Annotated in this window: 11 protein-coding genes; 8 read left to right on the forward strand and 3 right to left on the reverse strand. The window is 66.8% G+C overall.

Annotated features, from left to right (window positions below; translation table 11 throughout):
• Positions 1-58: 58 nt before the first annotated feature.
• Entirely contained in the window at positions 59-1,096 is a 1,038-nt protein-coding gene (locus GRF61_RS10890) for a cupin domain-containing protein (RefSeq protein ID WP_169150679.1), read from the reverse strand.
• Between the two features lie 146 nt (positions 1,097-1,242).
• Here GRF61_RS10890 and GRF61_RS10895 point away from each other — a divergent pair, with 146 nt between their 5' ends.
• Together GRF61_RS10895 and GRF61_RS10900 are read left to right on the forward strand one after the other, a co-directional pair.
• Positions 1,243-2,166, forward strand: a complete 924-nt coding sequence (locus GRF61_RS10895; RefSeq protein WP_169150680.1) for a LysR family transcriptional regulator — start codon at positions 1,243-1,245, stop codon at positions 2,164-2,166.
• A gap of 242 nt (positions 2,167-2,408) precedes the next feature.
• On the forward strand, positions 2,409-2,645 hold the full coding sequence (locus GRF61_RS10900; RefSeq protein WP_169150681.1) for a hypothetical protein: 237 nt from the start codon (positions 2,409-2,411) through the stop codon (positions 2,643-2,645).
• A gap of 2 nt (positions 2,646-2,647) precedes the next feature.
• On the opposite strand, the gene GRF61_RS10905 is transcribed toward GRF61_RS10900, so the two are convergent.
• The gene (locus GRF61_RS10905; protein ID WP_169150682.1) at positions 2,648-5,299 is read right to left on the reverse strand and encodes an EAL domain-containing protein; all 2,652 of its coding nucleotides are present in this window, start codon (positions 5,297-5,299) and stop codon (positions 2,648-2,650) included.
• 218 nt (positions 5,300-5,517) lie between these two features.
• Positions 5,518-7,050, reverse strand: coding sequence for a fumarate hydratase (locus GRF61_RS10910; RefSeq protein ID WP_169150683.1), 1,533 nt, complete (start codon positions 7,048-7,050; stop codon positions 5,518-5,520).
• 485 nt (positions 7,051-7,535) lie between these two features.
• Between GRF61_RS10910 and GRF61_RS10915 the strand changes: the two genes are divergently transcribed.
• The 6 genes from GRF61_RS10915 (at position 7,536) to GRF61_RS10940 (ending at position 16,856) form a co-directional block, all read left to right on the forward strand.
• Positions 7,536-8,837, forward strand: a complete 1,302-nt coding sequence (locus GRF61_RS10915; protein ID WP_169150684.1) for an MFS transporter — start codon at positions 7,536-7,538, stop codon at positions 8,835-8,837.
• A 282-nt stretch (positions 8,838-9,119) separates the two neighbouring features.
• Positions 9,120-11,093, forward strand: a complete 1,974-nt coding sequence (gene acs / locus GRF61_RS10920; RefSeq protein ID WP_169150685.1) for an acetate--CoA ligase — start codon at positions 9,120-9,122, stop codon at positions 11,091-11,093.
• A 197-nt stretch (positions 11,094-11,290) separates the two neighbouring features.
• Positions 11,291-11,488, forward strand: a complete 198-nt coding sequence (locus GRF61_RS10925; protein ID WP_211165897.1) for a hypothetical protein — start codon at positions 11,291-11,293, stop codon at positions 11,486-11,488.
• A gap of 13 nt (positions 11,489-11,501) precedes the next feature.
• On the forward strand, positions 11,502-14,243 hold the full coding sequence (locus tag GRF61_RS10930; RefSeq protein WP_169150687.1) for a sensor histidine kinase: 2,742 nt from the start codon (positions 11,502-11,504) through the stop codon (positions 14,241-14,243).
• A gap of 58 nt (positions 14,244-14,301) precedes the next feature.
• A complete protein-coding gene (locus GRF61_RS10935) occupies positions 14,302-14,676 on the forward strand; it encodes a response regulator (protein ID WP_169150688.1) in 375 nt (124 codons plus the stop codon).
• A gap of 8 nt (positions 14,677-14,684) precedes the next feature.
• Positions 14,685-16,856: an exonuclease domain-containing protein gene (locus GRF61_RS10940; RefSeq protein WP_169150689.1), complete on the forward strand. Its 2,172-nt coding sequence runs from the start codon at positions 14,685-14,687 to the stop codon at positions 16,854-16,856.
• The last annotated feature ends 23 nt before the right edge of the window (positions 16,857-16,879 follow it).

Consider the following 16,879-nt stretch of genomic DNA (forward strand, 5'->3'; position numbering starts at 1 on the left):
CGGGTGGGGTCCAGAGGTAGGTGGTTTGGGACATGGGATCTCTTACTCCGTTGGGGATTCAGGCGCGGACTTCGTAGAAGCCGAGCTTCTTGTGCAGGGGCGATTCGTCGGCGATGAACAGGAAGGCGGGGCGGTCGGCGCTGCGGTTCTTCAGCGTCACCCGGGAGTAGCCGGGGGCGCAGCAGGTGTCCGCTTCGGCCAAGGTGAAAGGCGTGCCTTCGATGTCCACCTGGCTGCCGCCTTCGATCTGGTGGAACACCGCCGCCGGCGAGCGGGCGGGCAGCGCCAGCGTTTCGCCGGGGCGCAGCATCAGCGCGAAGAAGCCGAGGATGTTCTCGCAGTCGCAGCCGGTTTCCGGATTCACATAGGCCACCTGCACCGCCTCGATGTCGGGCTGCGCCTCGGCGAGCTTGAGCAGTGCGCTGCGCACTTCCTGCCAGGGATAGCGCAGCATCGGGTAGCGCTTGTCGCTGCGGGCGAACACCGGCGAGGGCACTACGCCGCCGCGCTGGTAGGCGCGCTCCGCGTTCAGGCCTTTCACCGTTTGCGGCTGGCCTTCGGTCACGTAGGAGGCTTCAAGGTAGTAGGCCAGCGGCAGGTCCAGCACGTCCAGCCACACCACCGGCTCGCTGCCGTCATGGCCATGTTCGTGCCACAGGCCGGTGGGGGTGAGGATGAGGTCGCCGCGGCTCATCGGGCACTTCTCGCCATCCACCGTGGTGTAGGCGCCTTCGCCCTCCACGATCATGCGCACCGCGTTGGGCGTGTGGCGATGGGAAGGGGCGAGCTCGCCCGGCAGCAGCAACTGCATGCCCAGGTAGAGCGAGGAGCTGGCCTGCATCTTGTCCAGGCCGTGGCCGGGATTGGCCAGTACCAGCACCCGGCGCTCGGCCTTCTCGATGGGGGTCAGCTCGCCGGCGCGCAGCAGCAGCGGACGCAGGGTTTCGTAGGACCAGTGGGTGGGTTTGGTGCGCGGGCCGGGTTTGCCCGGCGGCAGTACCGCCCGCAGGCTGGGCCACAGCGGTACCAGGTTGTGGGCGGTGAGTGCTTCGCGATACTCCAGCGGTAAATCGTCCAGGCGGCCGAGTTCCAGCATGTGTGCTCCTCCTTTGTCGGGGCCGCTGGCCCCTGTCTTGGCAGGGCTGCGGCGTTTCGTTGTTGGAGGCAATTTAGCCGGCCATCGACATTTGATCCATGCAGTGATACCAATGCATTTCATTCGAAATTCGAATAGAGGTGGCGGTGCAGACCCTGGAAATCCGTTTGTTGAACGTGTTCGACGAGATCTACAAGACGCGCAGCGTCAGCCGCGCCGCCGACAACCTCAGCCTTGGCCAGCCGGCGGTCAGTATCGCGCTGGGCAAGCTGCGCGAGCACTTCGGCGATCCGCTGTTCGTGCGCACTTCGGCCGGAATGGAGCCGACGCCACTGGGCGAGGAACTGGTGCGGCCGGTACGCGCTGCCATCGATGCGCTGGGCGCCGCCTTCGGTTACCGCAATGCCTTCGATCCGGCGACCGCCGCGCGGACCTTCCGCATCTGCATGACGGACATCAGCCAGCTGGTGCTGCTGCCGGCGCTCTGGGCGCACCTGCGCGAGGCGGCGCCGGGCGTGCGCATCGACATCGCCCATCTGTCGGCGGAGACGGCCCGGCAGCTGGAGTCCGGCGAGGCGGACCTGGCGCTGGGCTTCATGCCGCAGCTGGAGGCGGGCTTCTACCAGCAGTCCCTGTTCCGGCAGAACTATGTCTGCCTCGCCAGCATGGACCACCCGCGCATCCGCGAAACGCTGACGCTGGCGGACTTCGAGCGCGAGGAGCATGCGGTGGTCAGCAGCTCCGGCACCGGCCACCTGATCGTGGACAAGGAGCTTGCCCGGCAGGGCATCAACCGCCGGGTCGCCTTGCGGGTGCCGAACTTTTTGGGCGTGTCGTTTGTCGTTGAGCATACGGACATGCTGGTGACAATCCCGTTGCGGCTGGGGCAGGTGCTGGCCGGGCGAGGGCGCTTCCGCATCTTCGCGGTGCCCTTCGAATTGCCTGATTACGCGGTCAAGCAGCATTGGCACGAGCGTTACCACCATGACCCTGGCAACCGCTGGCTGCGCGGCGTCATTTCCGCGCTGCTGGCCGGCTTGCCGCCACCGCTGGAGGATGTCAGGAGTTGACCGGCCGTCGGCTCGTTTGCCGCCGTTCGGTGCTCTGCTTAACGTCGCATGAAGTAGTCATTTCACCGAAATTCGATACTGAAAGAATCTTTTTGGGCGAAATTTATTCGTATGGGGTGCAGTCGCCGCTTGTCGGCCAATGTGCTTCTACGGTGAGGAAAGCGTGATGTACTTCGCGCCCTCGTCCGCCTGAGGTATGGATGATGAGCCGGCAGCACGAACAACCGGCACGGAGAGAGACGATGATGGCTACGCAATATGGCGGTAACAGCCGCATTCCTGCGGCTTACCGGGGCGATATCTACGCCCTCGAGCCGGATCGGGAAGAACTGGTCAATCTGGGTGTGGAGATCGGCAGCTTCAATAGCAATATCGAGTGCTTCGAAGACTGCCGCCTGACGCCCCTGGCCCTGCGCCGCCTGCAGTTCCTGTCCGGCAAGTACCTCTGGGACCTGTCCCCTTCCTACAACCTCGATTGACCTCAGCTGGCGGCGGCTTCGCCGTTCAGCCACGGCCGCGCCCCGCCGCCCAGCAGGGCGGCCAGGCGGTCGGCCTCCAGTGGATGGCTGAAGTGGAAGCCCTGGACGAGGTCGCAGCCCAAGCGCTTCAGCTTGTCCAGCTGACCGGCGTTCTCCACGCCCTCGGCCACCACGTTCAGCCGCAGTTCATGGGCGAGGGCGATGGTGGCGGCGCAGATGGCGGCATCTTCCGGGTCGGAGTCGATGCCGCGTACGAAAGAGCGGTCCATCTTCAGGCTGGCCACTGGCAACAGCTTTAGATGGGACAGTGACGAATAGCCGGTGCCGAAATCGTCCAGCGCCAGCGCCACGCCCATTCCGTTCAGCCGGGTCAGCACCTGCGCCGCGTTCTCCGGATCGCGCAGCGCGGCCGATTCGGTGATCTCCAACTCCAGGTGTGAAGGCCTGAGGCCGTGGCGCTCCAGCGCTTCGGTGATGGACTGCGGCAGTTCCCGCGATTCCAGCTGGCGGGCGGACAGGTTGACCGCCATCTTCAGCCAGTCCAACCCCTGGCGATGCCATTCGGCAAGCTGGCGCAAGGCTTCGTCCACCACCCAGGCACCGATGGCGTCTATCAGCCCGCATTCCTCGGCGAGGGGAATGAAGCGTTCGGGCGGAATCAGCCCTTCCACCGGATCGTTCCAGCGCACCAGCGCTTCCACCCTGCGCACCTCGCCGCTGTCCAGATCGATCAGGGGTTGGTAGTGCAGCAGCAGCCGGCCGGCGCGCAGCGCCTCGCGCAGACGGTTCTCCTGCAACAGCGCTAGCGCGGAGGTGGCGTCCAGCCCGAGCGCGAAGCGTTGCAGCCGGTTGCGGCCCTGGGCCTTGGCGTGCTGCACCGCGGTTTCGGCATGGCGCAGCAGCACCGCGGCGTCATCGCCGTCTTCCGGGTAGCGGCTGAGGCCGATGCTGGCGGTCAGCTCGAACACCTCGCCGCCGACCAGGCAGGGCGCACGCAGCCGCTGCAGCAGCGTGTCCGCGAGTTCCTCCACTTCTTCCGCCGGGTGGGCGCCGGCGACCAGCACCGCGAACTCATCGCCTCCCAGGCGGGCCACTGCGCCGCGGCCATGGACGCAATCCGCCGCCCGCAGCGACAGCTCGACCAGCAGCTGATCGCCCACCGCCGGCCCACAGATGTCGTTGATGCGCTTGAAGCGGTCGATGTCGATCTGCATGAGCGCCAGCGGCCGGCCCTGGATGCGTGCCGCGCTCAGCGCCTCGGCCAGGCGGGCGACGAAGGCGCGGCGGTTGGGCAGGCCGGTGAGGGCGTCGTGATGGGCGAGGTGGCGGATGCGGTCCTCGGCCTCCTTGCGCTCGGAGAGGTCGTGGAAGCAGGCGATGTGGTGGGAGACCTCGCCGCTGGCGTCACGCACCACGTCAATGCTGAGCCACTTGGGATACAGGCTGCCGTCCTTGCGCCTGTCCCAGATCTCGCCTTCCCAGTGGCCCTTGCGATGAAGCTCGTGCCACATGCCATGGTAGAGCGCGGGCGGCGTGGTGCCCGAGGAGAGCAGGCCGGGGTCATGACCCAGCACATCCTCGGGCTGGTAGCCGGTCAGCGTGGTGAAGGCGGGGTTGACGGCGACGATGCGGTTGCCGGCGTCGGTCACCAGGATGGCTTCCCGGCTGTGTTCGAACACGCCGCCAAGCATCCGCAGGCGGGCATCCGCGCGGCTGCGCTCGGCGGTGTCCAGGGCGAAGCAGAGCAGGTGGATGCGGCCGCCGAGTATCGCGCGGTGGGCCGAGAACTGGAAGGGCACACGGCTGCCGTCGCGCTGGGTGAGGGCGGTATCCACCTCGGCGTGGCCGGTGCTCAGCGCGCGGTTCAGCGTGGCGGTGATCTCGGCGCCGTCCTCCGGCTCGAACAGGTCGGCCAGCAGATGGCCGGACAGTTCGTCGGCGGTGCAGGCGGTGTAGCGCTCCAGGTTGGCGTTCCAGCGCCGCAGCCGGCCGCTTTCATCGACCACGCAGTAGATGCCGGGCAGGATGCCGACGAGTTGTTCGTGCAGGGCCTGCTCGTCGCCCAGTTGCTGCTCGGTACGGCGCTGTTCGCGCAGATCGTGGTAGATGGAAACGATGAGCCGGGGCAGGCCCCGGCCGTCGCGCAGCAGGAAGGCCTGCTCCTCGACCGGCACCCGGGCGTGGGCGCCGCACAGCAATTCGAATTCGCCCTCCCAGTGGCCATGCTCCACCAGGCAGGGGAGCATTTCCTCGTCCAGCCGGCGTTGCTGGGCTTCCGGGTAGTAGACGCTGATACGGCGGCCCACCGCGTCCTGCGGTTTGTCCTCGCCCACCAGCCGGGCGAGCGCCGGGTTGATGTAGCGCACCCGGCCGTGCAGATCCACCAGGCTGAGGCCGAGGGCGCTGCGCTGGGCGAAAGGTTCGAACTGGCGCAGGGCGGCGGAGAGCGTGGTGCTGACCGCCTTGGGAATGGCGAAGAGCCGTACCAGCCCGAGCGTAGAGGCGGAGAAGGCCAGCAGAAGGCAGACCAGCAGAGCACTGGTGGGCCAGCCCGCCAGCGGACCGGAGGCCGCCAGCCCGGCGGCGGCCAGCAGGCCGAGGTTGGCGAAGATGCAGATCCCGTACAGGAGACGGGTGCGACGGGCGGAGTGCACGATGTTCGCGAGGGCCTGGACGAGAAGACTTCCCATTCTGGTCAATGAATGGCGACAGGTAAATACAAGCGGGTATCCCGTAAGAAAATGTCAGGTAATGCGCCCTTCCGGCGGCGGTATTGGCTGTCGCTGGGGGAGGGCGGCGGCGCCGGTCGGACAAGAAAAAAGCCCGGCGGATCGCTCCGCCGGGCTTGGGGTGGGGCCGGACAGGTGCCGGATCAGGCGACGGCGACCGGGATCTTGCCGATCTTGGCCTGCCATTCCTTCGGGCCGGTGTTGTGCACGCTGGTGCCGCTGGAATCCACCGCCACCGTCACCGGCATGTCCTGCACGGTGAACTCGTAGATGGCTTCCATGCCCAGGTCGGCGAAGCCGACCACCTTGGCTTCCTTGATGGCCTTGGACACCAGGTAGGCGGAGCCGCCGACCGCCATCAGGTAGGCCGACTTGTTGTCGCGGATGGCGTCGATGGCGACCGGGCCGCGCTCGGACTTGCCGATCATGGAGATGAGGCCGGTCTGCTCCAGCATCATGCGGGTGAACTTGTCCATGCGGGTCGCGGTGGTGGGGCCGGCCGGGCCGACGACTTCGTCACGCACCGGATCGACCGGGCCGACGTAGTAGATGACGCGGTTGGTGAAGTCCACCGGCAGCTCTTCGCCCTTGGCCAGCATGTCCTGGATGCGCTTGTGGGCGGCGTCGCGGCCGGTGAGCATCTTGCCGTTGAGCAGCAGGATCTGGCCCGGCTTCCAGGCGGCGACTTCTTCCTTGGTCAGCGTGTCCAGGTTCACTCGGGTGGCAACGTTGGTGTCGGCGGTCCAGGTAACCTGCGGCCAGTCTTCCAGGCGGGGCGTTTCCAGCTTGGCCGGGCCGGAGCCGTCCAGCTCGAAGTGCACATGGCGGGTGGCGGCGCAGTTGGGGATCATCGCGATCGGCAGCGAGGCGGCGTGCGTCGGGTAGTCGAGGATCTTGACGTCCAGCACGGTGGTGAGGCCGCCCAGGCCCTGGGCGCCTATGCCCAGCGCGTTCACCTTTTCCATCAGTTCCAGGCGCAGTTCCTCGACGCGGCTGAGCGCGGCGCCGGAGGCGGCCTTCTCGCGCAGCTCGTGGATGTCCACCGGCGCCATCAGCGATTCCTTGGCCATCAGCATCGCCTTCTCCGGGGTGCCGCCGATGCCGATGCCGAGGATGCCCGGCGGACACCAGCCGGCGCCCATGGTCGGCATCGTCTTCAGCACCCAGTCCACCAGGGAGTCGGACGGGTTCAGCATGGCCATCTTGGACTTGTTCTCCGAGCCGCCGCCCTTGGCCGCACAGGTGACTTCCACATGGTCGCCGGGGACGATCTCGTAATGGATCACCGCTGGGGTGTTGTCCTTGGAGTTCTTGCGGGCGCCGGCCGGGTCGAGCAGCACCGAGGCGCGCAGCTTGTTGTCCGGGTGGTTGTAGGCGCGGCGCACGCCTTCGTTGACCATCTCCTGGACGCTCATCCTGGCGTCCCACTGCACGTTCATGCCGACCTTGAGGAAAACCACGGCAATGCCGGTGTCCTGGCAGATGGGGCGGTGGCCTTCGGCGCACATGCGCGAGTTGGTGAGGATCTGGGCGATGGCGTCCTTCGCCGCCGGGCTCTCTTCCCGTTCCCAGGCCTCGCCCAGCGCCTTGATGTAGTCGAGCGGATGGTAGTAGCTGATGTACTGGAAGGCATCCGCGACGGACTGGATGAGGTCTTCTTCGCGAATCACGGTCATGGCGAGGTCTCCGGGGTGATGGGAACGAAAAGAACGTACTGGGGGCAAACCGCGGGATTTTAGCACCGGCGGCCTAGGGGAAAACCCTTGCCGACGATAGGGGGCGCATGCGGACGTGGGGCACGGGGAGGGCGCAACGATGGCGCTCGTGCCCAGGCGCAATGGGCCATACGCACTCAGGCGGCGGTGAGGAGCGCCGTAGGTGCGGACCGGGAGCGGGCCCGGGGCCGCTCCAGTCGAAGCCTTGTCCTTCTTCGGCCAGGGCTTGCATTGAGACGGCGTGCGGGTGCGTGGCGGCCGGCTGAGTTCATGGTGTACCAGCGCTTGCCAAGGCGTTCCGCTTCCGGCTTCTCCGGCGCGGTGTGCGGCGAAGACGCAAGGCCGGGGCTGACTGGCCTGAAGGAGGAGGGAAGCCACGGTAAGTGACTGGCGTTTCTGCTATTCTTCCCGGCTTTCCTCACGAAGCACGCCCCTTCCGCCCCATCATGCAGTCCGCTCTTTCCCAGGATGTTTCCGCTCCTGCGCGTCCGCTGACGCGCGGCGACTACAAGACGCTGTCCCTCTCCGCTCTGGGTGGCGCGCTCGAGTTCTACGACTTCATCATCTTCGTTTTCTTCGCCACCGTCGTCGGCAAGCTCTTCTTCCCGCCCGACATGCCGGAATGGCTGCGGCAACTGCAGACCTTCGGCATCTTCGCCGCCGGCTATCTCGCCCGTCCGCTGGGCGGCATCGTACTGGCGCACTTCGGCGACATGCTGGGCCGCAAGCGGATGTTCACCCTGAGCATCTTCATGATGGCGGTGCCCACGCTGGTGATGGGCATGTTGCCCACCTATGCCCAGATCGGCATTGCCGCGCCGCTGCTGCTGTTGCTCATGCGGGTGGTGCAGGGGGCCGCGATCGGCGGCGAAGTGCCGGGCGCCTGGGTGTTCGTGGCCGAGCATGTGCCTTCCAAGCATGTCGGTTACGCCTGTGGCACGCTCACCAGCGGCCTCACTGCCGGCATCCTGCTGGGTTCGCTGATGGCGACGCTGATCAACACCGTATTCACCGCCGAAGAGGTTGCCGCCTACGCCTGGCGTATCCCCTTCATCGCCGGCGGGGTGTTCGGCCTGCTGTCGGTGTATCTGCGGCGCTGGCTGGAAGAGACGCCGGTATTCGCCGAGCTGAAGCAGCGCGAGGCGCTGGCCGAGGAAATTCCGCTGAAGACGGTGGTACGGGAGCATCGCGCCGCAGTGGCGGTCTCCATGCTGCTTACCTGGGTGCTGTCCGCCGGCATCGTGGTGGTGATCCTGATGACGCCCACGGTGCTGCAGACGGTCTATCACTTCGACGCCGCTACCGCGCTGCAGGCCAACAGCCTGGCCATCGTGCTGCTGAGCATCGGTTGCACCGCCTCCGGCGCCATTGCCGACCGGGTTGGCGCCGGGCGCACCTTCATCGTCGGCAGCCTGCTGCTGGCGGTCGTTTCCTGGCTGTTCTACACCCGCCTCCACGCCCATCCTGAACTGCTGTTTCCGCTCTACGCGGTCACCGGTTTGTGCGTGGGCGTGATTGGTGCAGTGCCATATGTAATGGTGAAGGCTTTCCCGGCCAAGGTGCGCTTTTCCGGGCTGTCCTTCTCCTACAACCTGTCCTACGCCATCTTCGGCGGCCTGACGCCCATGGTGGTGTCGCTGATGCTTAAGGCAGATCCGCTGGGGCCGGCGTATTACGTCGCCGCGTTATGTGGCTTGGGTTTTCTGGTCGGCATCTATCTCCTTCGGCAGGAATCGGGGAAGGCCTGACCGACGTATCGATCCAGCATCGGGAAGACCGGCCGTGGCCGGTCTTTTTTTGCCCGCTTTTGGTGCGTCAATCCACTTGGCATTGTGCGCTGCGGGGTGAAAAACCGCTGCGATGGCCTGTAAGTCCTGTGTAAGATACCTGTTCTTCAATGCCCTCCATCCCGCACCCCGGTGGTGCGGAGTGCAGCCGGAACCGACCGGTCGCGGACGGGAACCGCCGAGTTCCGCTGCCGACAGAACACGGTCTAAATCGACCATCAGTCACGTTGAGGAGAGGTGAGCATGTCCAACGAACAGCAGGTACGCATCTACAACCCCTCGGAAGAAGTGGTGAAGAATGCTGCGGTACCGGGTATGGACGCGTATCGCGCCCTGTGCAAGGAAGCGGCGGATGACTACGAAGGGTTCTGGGCCCGCCGTGCCCGCGAAGCGCTGACCTGGCACACGCCGTTCACCCAGGTGCTGGACGAGAGCAACGCGCCCTTCTTCAAGTGGTTTGCCGACGGCAAGATCAACGCCTCCTACAACTGCCTGGACCGCAACGTCGAGCGCGGGCTGGGCGACAAGGTCGCCATCATCTTCGAGGGCGACGATGGCCGGGTTACCCGCGTCACCTACAAGGAACTGCTGGGCCGCGTGTGCAAGCTGGCCAACGGCCTGCGCGATCTGGGCGTGAAGAAGGGCGACCGCGTCGTCATCTACCTGCCGATGTCCATCGAGGGCATCGTCGCCATGCAGGCCTGCGCCCGTATCGGCGCTACCCACTCGGTGGTGTTCGGCGGCTTCTCCGCCCAGGCGCTGCGCGATCGCATCAACGATACCCAGGCCTCCATCGTGATCACCGCCGACGGCCAGTTCCGTGGCGGCAAGGGCCTGCCGCTGAAGCCGATCGCCGACGAGGCGCTGGCGCTGGGCGGCTGCGAGTCGGTGCAGAAGGTGGTGGTGGTGAAGCGCACCGGCGCCGAAGTCGGCTTCACCGCTGGCCGCGACATCTGGTACACCGACCTGATCGAAGGCAAGGCCGATACCGCCGAGCCGGAATGGGTGGAGTCCGAGCACCCGCTGTTCCTGCTCTACACCTCCGGTTCCACTGGCAAGCCGAAGGGTGTGCAGCACTCCACCGGCGGCTATCTGCTGCAGGCGGTGCTGTCGATGCAATACACCTTCGACATCAAGCCCTCCGACATCTTCTGGTGCACCGCCGACATCGGCTGGGTCACCGGTCACAGCTATATCGCCTATGGCCCGCTGGCCTGCGGCGCCACCCAGGTGGTGTTCGAAGGCGTGCCGACCTACCCGGATGCCGGCCGCTTCTGGCGCATGATCCAGGACCTGAAGGTCACCATCTTCTACACCGCGCCGACTGCGATCCGCTCCCTGATCAAGGCCGCCGACAACAACCCGTCGCTGCACCCCACCAAGTACGATCTCTCCAGCCTGCGCATCCTGGGTTCGGTCGGCGAGCCGATCAACCCGGCGGCCTGGGAGTGGTATTACGAGAATGTCGGCGGTGGTCGCTGCCCCATCGTCGATACCTTCTGGCAGACCGAGACCGGCGCCCACATGATCACGCCGATGCCGGGCGCGACGCCGCTGGTGCCGGGTTCCTGCACGCTGCCCTTCCCTGGCATCCAGGCTGCGGTGGTGGACGAGACCGGCACCGAAGTGCCGAACGGCCAGGGCGGCATCCTGGTGGTGAAGCGCCCGTGGCCGTCCATGATCCGCACCATCTGGGGCGATCCGGACCGCTTCAAGAAGTCCTACTACCCGGAAGACTTCAAGGGCAAGCTCTACCTGGCGGGCGACGGCGCCATCCGCGACAAGGACACCGGCTACTTCACCATCACCGGCCGTATCGACGACGTGCTGAACGTCTCCGGCCACCGCATGGGCACGATGGAGATCGAGTCCGCGCTGGTCGCCCACGAGAAGGTGGCCGAGGCGGCGGTGGTCGGCCGTCCGGACGACGTCACCGGTGAAGCCATCGTTGCCTTCGTCGTGCTGAAGGGCCAGCGCCCGACCGGCGAGGATGCCAAGGCGATGATCAAGGAGCTGCAGAACTGGGTGGGCAAGGAGATCGGTCCGATCGCCAAGCCCAAGGACATCCGCTTCGGCGAGAACCTGCCCAAGACCCGCTCCGGCAAGATCATGCGCCGCCTGCTGCGCCAGCTGGCCAAGGGCGAGGACATCACCCAGGACACCTCCACGCTGGAGAACCCGGCCATCCTCGAGCAGCTGAAGCAGAGCGCGGGCTAAGCCCGGGCCTGCGGGGCCGGCGCAAGGCCGGCGGCCCCGGTACCGTCTTACGGAGAAAGCCCGGCCATGCAGCCGGGCCGGGAGGGGGAGCAAAGAAGGCGCACGCCAAGATGCGCTTCTTTTCGGGGTCGTCTCCGGCATTGGCCGGAGGCGACACCACCTATAATCACGGACCGCCATCATCACCGGGGCGAATGATGCGCAAAGGTCTCGCCGGGCAACGCCTGGTCGCCGTGTTCATTGCCGGCGTGCTGCTGTTCAACTATCCCTTGCTGTCGCTGTTCGACCGCCCGCTGCGGGTGTTCGGGCTGCCTTTGTTGCACGTCTATCTCTTCCTTTGCTGGGGCGGGCTGATCGCCCTGGTGGCCTGGATCGCCGAACGGGGCGCACGTTGACGGGCTGTCCGCGATGATTTCCGGCGCGGTCATCGTCGGCGCTTCCTGCGCCTATCTGCTGGTCCTGTTCGCCATCGCCTACCTGGGCGACCGCAGCGCCGACCGTGGCCGCTCGCTGATCGCCAACCCGTGGACCTATGCGCTGTCGATGGCGGTGTATTGCACCGCCTGGACCTATTTCGGCAGCGTCGGCCGTGCTGCGTCCGGTGGTGTCTGGTTCCTGCCCACCTACCTCGGGCCGACGCTGGGGCTGACGCTGTCCTGGCTGTTGCTGTTGAAGATGATCCGCATCGGGCGGACGCAGCGCATCACCTCCATTGCCGACTTCATCGCCTCGCGCTATGGCAAGAGCCACCTGCTGGGCGGGCTGGTGACCATCATCGCGGTGGTCGGCGTCGTGCCCTACATCGCCCTGCAACTCAAGGCCATCTCCAGCGGCTACACCGTGCTGCTGGGTTCGCAAGATGGCCTCTTCAGCTCGTCCGCCGGGGCCAACTGGCTGGAGGATGGCGCTTTCTTCATCGCCTTGGCGCTGGCGGTATTCACCATCCTGTTCGGTACCCGCCACCTGGATGCCACCGAGCGCCACGAGGGCATGGTGGCGGCGATCGCCTTCGAGTCGGTGATCAAGCTGGCGGCCTTCGTCGCCGTGGGCGTGTTCGTCACCTACGGCTTGTACGACGGTTTCGGCGATCTCTACGAAAGAGCGGCGGCGCAGCCGGAGTTGGCCGGGCTGCTGGTGTTCGACGGCGGCAGCGCCATCGGCCACGGCGGCTGGTTCGCCCATGTGCTGCTGGCGATGCTGGCACTGTTCTTCCTGCCGCGGCAGTTCCAGATCGCGGTGGTGGAGAACGTGAACGAGGCCCACCTGCGCCGCGCCACCTGGCTGTTTCCCGCCTACCTGCTGGCGATCAACCTGTTCGTGATCCCCATCACCCTGGGCGGCCTGCTGCATTTCGGCCGCGGTACGGTGGACCCGGACACCTTCGTGCTCACGCTGCCGCTGGCGCACGGTTACGAGGGGCTGGCGCTGTTCGTGTTCATCGGCGGGCTGTCGGCCGCCACCGGCATGGTCATCGTCGAAACCATCGCGCTGTCCACCATGGTCTGCAACGATCTGGTGATGCCGGTGCTGCTGCGCTGGCGCCACCTCGGCACCGGCGCCCAGCGCGACCTCACCGGCCTGCTGCTGGGCATACGGCGTGGTGCCATCGCCGGCATCCTGATGCTGGGCTATCTCTATTTCCGGCTGGCGGGCGAGGCTTACGCGCTGGTCAGCATCGGTCTAATCAGCTTCGCCGCGGTGGCGCAGTTCGCGCCGGCAATGCTGGGCGGCATGTACTGGCGCGGCGGCACCCGCGAGGGCGCGCTGGCCGGCTTGCTGGCGGGCTTCCTGGTGTGGACCTACACCCTGCTGCTGCCGTCCTTCGCCAAGTCGGGCTGGCTGGATGCCGGCTTTCTCGAACACGGCCTGTGGGGGCTGGGCTGGCTGAAGCCGGAATCCCTGTTCGGCCTCGGCGGGCTGGACAACATCAGCCATGCGCTGCTCTGGAGCTTGCTGGCCAACATCGCCTGCTACGGCGTGGTGTCGCTGCTGCGCGAACCCTCCGCCGCGGAGGCCAGCCAGGCGACGCTGTTCGTGGATGCGCTGCGCCAGGGCGAAGCGCCGCGAGCCAGCTTCTGGCGCGGCGGGGTGGAGGCGCGCGAGCTGGTGCCGCTGGTGGCGCGCTTCCTCGGCCGCCATCGTACCGAGCAGGCTTTCCATGCCTATGCGCAGGCGCGCGGCGTCAGCGATATCGACGAACTCGAGGCGGATGCCGAACTGGTGCATTTCGCCGAGACCCTGCTCGCCGGCGCCATCGGCAGCGCGTCGGCGCGGGTCATGGTGTCCACCGTGGTGCAGGAGGCGCCGCTGCGGCTGGAGGAGGTGATGGACATCCTGGACGAGGCCTCCGAGGTGCGCGCCTACTCGCACCGGCTGGAGGAGAAGTCGCGCGAGCTGGAGGCGGCCACCGCCGAACTGCGCATGGCCAACGAGCGGCTGACCGAACTGGACCGCCTCAAGGACGACTTCATGTCCTCGGTGACCCACGAACTGCGCACGCCCTTGACGTCGATCAGGGCCTTTTCCGAGATGCTGCACGACGATCCCCGCATTGGTCTGGAAGACCGCCGGCGCTTTCTCGGCATCATCGTTTCGGAAACCGAGCGGCTGACACGGCTGGTCAATCAGGTGCTAGACCTGGCAAAGATCGAATCCGGCCATGCCGAATGGCACAATTCCGAAGTGGATATGCGTCAGCTGGTGCTGCAGGCGGTGGAAACGACCGCGCAGCTGTTCCGTGAGCGGCAGGCCGAGGTGGAGCTGGATCTGCCCGACACGGTACCGTCACTGTTGGCGGATCATGATCGCCTGCTGCAGGTGATGTTGAACCTGCTGTCCAACGCCGCGAAGTTCCTGACACCGGGAGAGGGGCGTGTCAGGGTGACGCTGCGGACGGAGGCCGGGGGCTTCCGGGTGGATGTGGCAGATAACGGCCCCGGCATCGAACCGGGGCTGGAGGCGGTGATCTTCCAGCGCTTCCGCCAGGGCGGCAACGAGCGCTCGCGGCCGCAAGGTACCGGCCTCGGCTTGCCGATCAGCCGGCAGATCATCGAACACTTCGGTGGCCGCCTGTGGATGAGCTCGGTGTCCGGAGAAGGCGCCACGTTCTCGTTCACGCTGCCGCTCGCGCCGGCTACGCCGGCGGCCTGAGGGGCGCCGATGCCTGCGGGCGCGGGGCTTCACATAGAATGCAGGGGGAGGGGGAAGGATGACGAAGAAAATACTGATCGTGGATGACGAGCAAAACATCGTCATCTCGCTCGAATTCCTGATGAAGCGCGAAGGCTTCGACGTGCTGGTGGCGAATGATGGCGACGAGGCGGTGCGCCGCATCCGCGCCGAGCAGCCCGACTTGGTGCTACTGGACGTGATGATGCCGAAGAAGAGCGGCTTCGAGGTCTGCCAGGAGATCAAGGCCGACCCGAAGACCCAGGCCACCTGCATCCTGATGCTGACCGCCAAGGGCCGCGACACCGAGGTGGCGAAGGGGCTGGCGCTGGGCGCGGACGCCTATATGACCAAGCCCTTCTCCACGCGCGAGCTGGTTGCCCGGGTGCGCAGCCTGCTGGGCATGGAGGCGTGAGCCTGCCGATGAGCCCCCGCGCCCGGCTGACCCTGGCCACCATCGCGGTCCCGCTTTTCCTGCTCCTCACCCTCGCCGCGGTTGGCGGCATCCTGTGGGTGGATCTCTCCGCCGAGGAGCGCGATGCGTTCGCCGGGCTGCTGGCCCCGCGCGTCGGCCTGATGTTCGTGTTCGTCGCCCTTGCCGCCTCGTGCGCCATCGCGGCGGTGAGGCAGCTCCACCGCAGTTATGTCGCCATGCCGGCGCGTCTGGCCGAAGAGGCGCGGGTACTGCTGAGCACCGGCGCCGCGCGGCCGGTCGGCGTCGCCGGCAGCCCGGAGGTGCGGGCCCTGGTGGAGACCATCAATGCGCTGGCGGAGCATCGTCGCAGCCTGGAAGACGACGTGGCCGAGCGCATCCGCGCGGCGATGAACTCGGTGGAGGAAGAGAAGAATCGCCTCGCCGCGCTGATGTCGGAGCTGACCCAGAGCGTCATCGTCTGCAACCTGGAAGGCCGGGTGCTGCTCTACAACGGCCATGCGCGGCAGCAGTTCCGCGCCCTGTCCGAAGCGCCGGCGGCGGCGGGCGGCGGCGAGCTGCTCGGGCTGGGCCGCTCCATCTACACGGTGTTCGACCGCGCCCTGGTCGATCACGCGCTGGAAACCGTGCGGCACCGGCTGCTGCGGGGCATACAGGCGGTCACCCACTTCGTCACCACAACACGCAGCGGCCAGCTGCTGCGGGTGCAGATGGCGCCGGTGCTGTCTGGCGGCGAGGGCGGGGTGGTGGCGGGCGGGCGCGAGGTCAGCGGCTTCATCCTGCTGCTGGACAACATCACCCGCAATTTCGAAACCGAGTCGCGTCGCGACCAGATGCTGCACACGCTCACCGAAGGCAACCGGGCTGCGCTGGCCAATGTGCGCGCAGCCGCCGAGATGCTGGACTACGCCGACCTGCAGGAGGAGTTGCGCGAGCGCTTTCGCAAGGTGATCCGCGACGAAGTCCAGGCCATGAGCCAGCTGCTGGACCGCACCGCCACCGAGTTTGCCGATTCGCTGAAGGCGCGCTGGCCGCTGGAGGAAATGCTGGGCGCCGACCTGGTCGCCGCCGCGCAGCGCCGCATCGAGCAGGTGGTGTCGCTGCCGACCAAGCTTGAGGAGGTGGACGAGCACCTGTGGCTGAAGGTGGACAGCTTCTCCCTGCTGCAGGCGCTTACCTATCTGGCGCACCGGTTGTCGGACGAATTCGAGGTGCGCGAGGTGCGCTTCCGTCTCCTTTCCAACGGCCGGCTGGTGCATCTGGACATGATCTGGTCCGGCCAGGCGATGAGCACCGAAACGGTGATGAGCTGGGAACTGGAGGCGATGCAGTTCGCCGGCGAGAGCAGCCCGTTGTCGGTGCGCGACGTCATCGAACGCCACGATGGCGAGATGTGGATGGAGCGGGAGAAGGTGCGCCACCGCGCCTTCTTCCGCATCACGCTGCCGGCCGCGGTGCCCCAGGTGGCGCTGGAAGCGCCTGCCTGCCCGGCGGGCGAGGGGCGGCCGGAGTACTACGACTTCGACCTCTTCAGCTGGTCCGAGCGCTCGCGCGCGCTGGACGACAGGCCGTTGGCCGAGCTGGCCTACACGGTGTTCGACACCGAGACCACCGGCCTCAACCCCTCCCAGGGCGATGAGATCATCCAGATCGGTGCGGTGCGCATCGTCAACGGCAAGCTGCTGCGCGGCGAGGCCTTCGAGCAGCTGATCGACCCCGGCCGGCCGCTGGACCCGGAGTCGGTCAAGGTGCACGGCATCACCGCCGACATGCTCGCCGGCCGGCCGGCCATCGCGACGGTGCTGCCGGCGTTCCACGCCTTTGCAGCGGATACCGTGCTGGTTGCCCACAACGCCGCCTTCGACATGCGCTTCCTCCAGCTCAAGGAGGCAGCGACCGGCCTGCGCTTCGACCAGCCGGTGCTGGACACCCTGCTGCTGTCGGCGGTGATCCACCCCAACCAGGAGTCCCACCGGCTGGAGGCCATCGCCGACTTGCTGGGCGTGGAGGTGGTAGGCCGGCATACCGCGGTGGGCGACGCGCTGGTCACCGCCGAGGTTTTCCTCGCACTGGTGCCGCTGCTGGCGGCCAAGGGCATCGTCACCCTGCGCCAGGCGCGCGAGGCGGCGGAGCAGTCCTACTACGCCCGGGTGCGCTACTGATGGCATGGGCCGTGGCGCGGCGG

The sequence above is a fragment of the Azoarcus sp. TTM-91 genome (assembly GCF_012911025.1).
Lineage (GTDB): Bacteria > Pseudomonadota > Gammaproteobacteria > Burkholderiales > Rhodocyclaceae > Azoarcus.

Excerpts from the sequence above, each read along its gene's own strand:
- GRF61_RS10925 (WP_211165897.1), top strand. The coding sequence starts at position 11,291 with ATGCGCAAAGGTCTCGCCGGGCAACGCCTGGTCGCCGTGTTCATTGCC.
- GRF61_RS10935 (WP_169150688.1), top strand. The coding sequence starts at position 14,302 with ATGACGAAGAAAATACTGATCGTGGATGACGAGCAAAACATCGTCATC.
- acs (WP_169150685.1), top strand. The coding sequence starts at position 9,120 with ATGTCCAACGAACAGCAGGTACGCATCTACAACCCCTCGGAAGAAGTG.
- GRF61_RS10930 (WP_169150687.1), top strand. The coding sequence starts at position 11,502 with ATGATTTCCGGCGCGGTCATCGTCGGCGCTTCCTGCGCCTATCTGCTG.
- GRF61_RS10900 (WP_169150681.1), top strand. The coding sequence starts at position 2,409 with ATGATGGCTACGCAATATGGCGGTAACAGCCGCATTCCTGCGGCTTAC.
- GRF61_RS10915 (WP_169150684.1), top strand. The coding sequence starts at position 7,536 with ATGCAGTCCGCTCTTTCCCAGGATGTTTCCGCTCCTGCGCGTCCGCTG.
- GRF61_RS10910 (WP_169150683.1), bottom strand. The coding sequence starts at position 7,050 with ATGACCGTGATTCGCGAAGAAGACCTCATCCAGTCCGTCGCGGATGCC.
- GRF61_RS10940 (WP_169150689.1), top strand. The coding sequence starts at position 14,685 with ATGAGCCCCCGCGCCCGGCTGACCCTGGCCACCATCGCGGTCCCGCTT.
- GRF61_RS10890 (WP_169150679.1), bottom strand. The coding sequence starts at position 1,096 with ATGCTGGAACTCGGCCGCCTGGACGATTTACCGCTGGAGTATCGCGAA.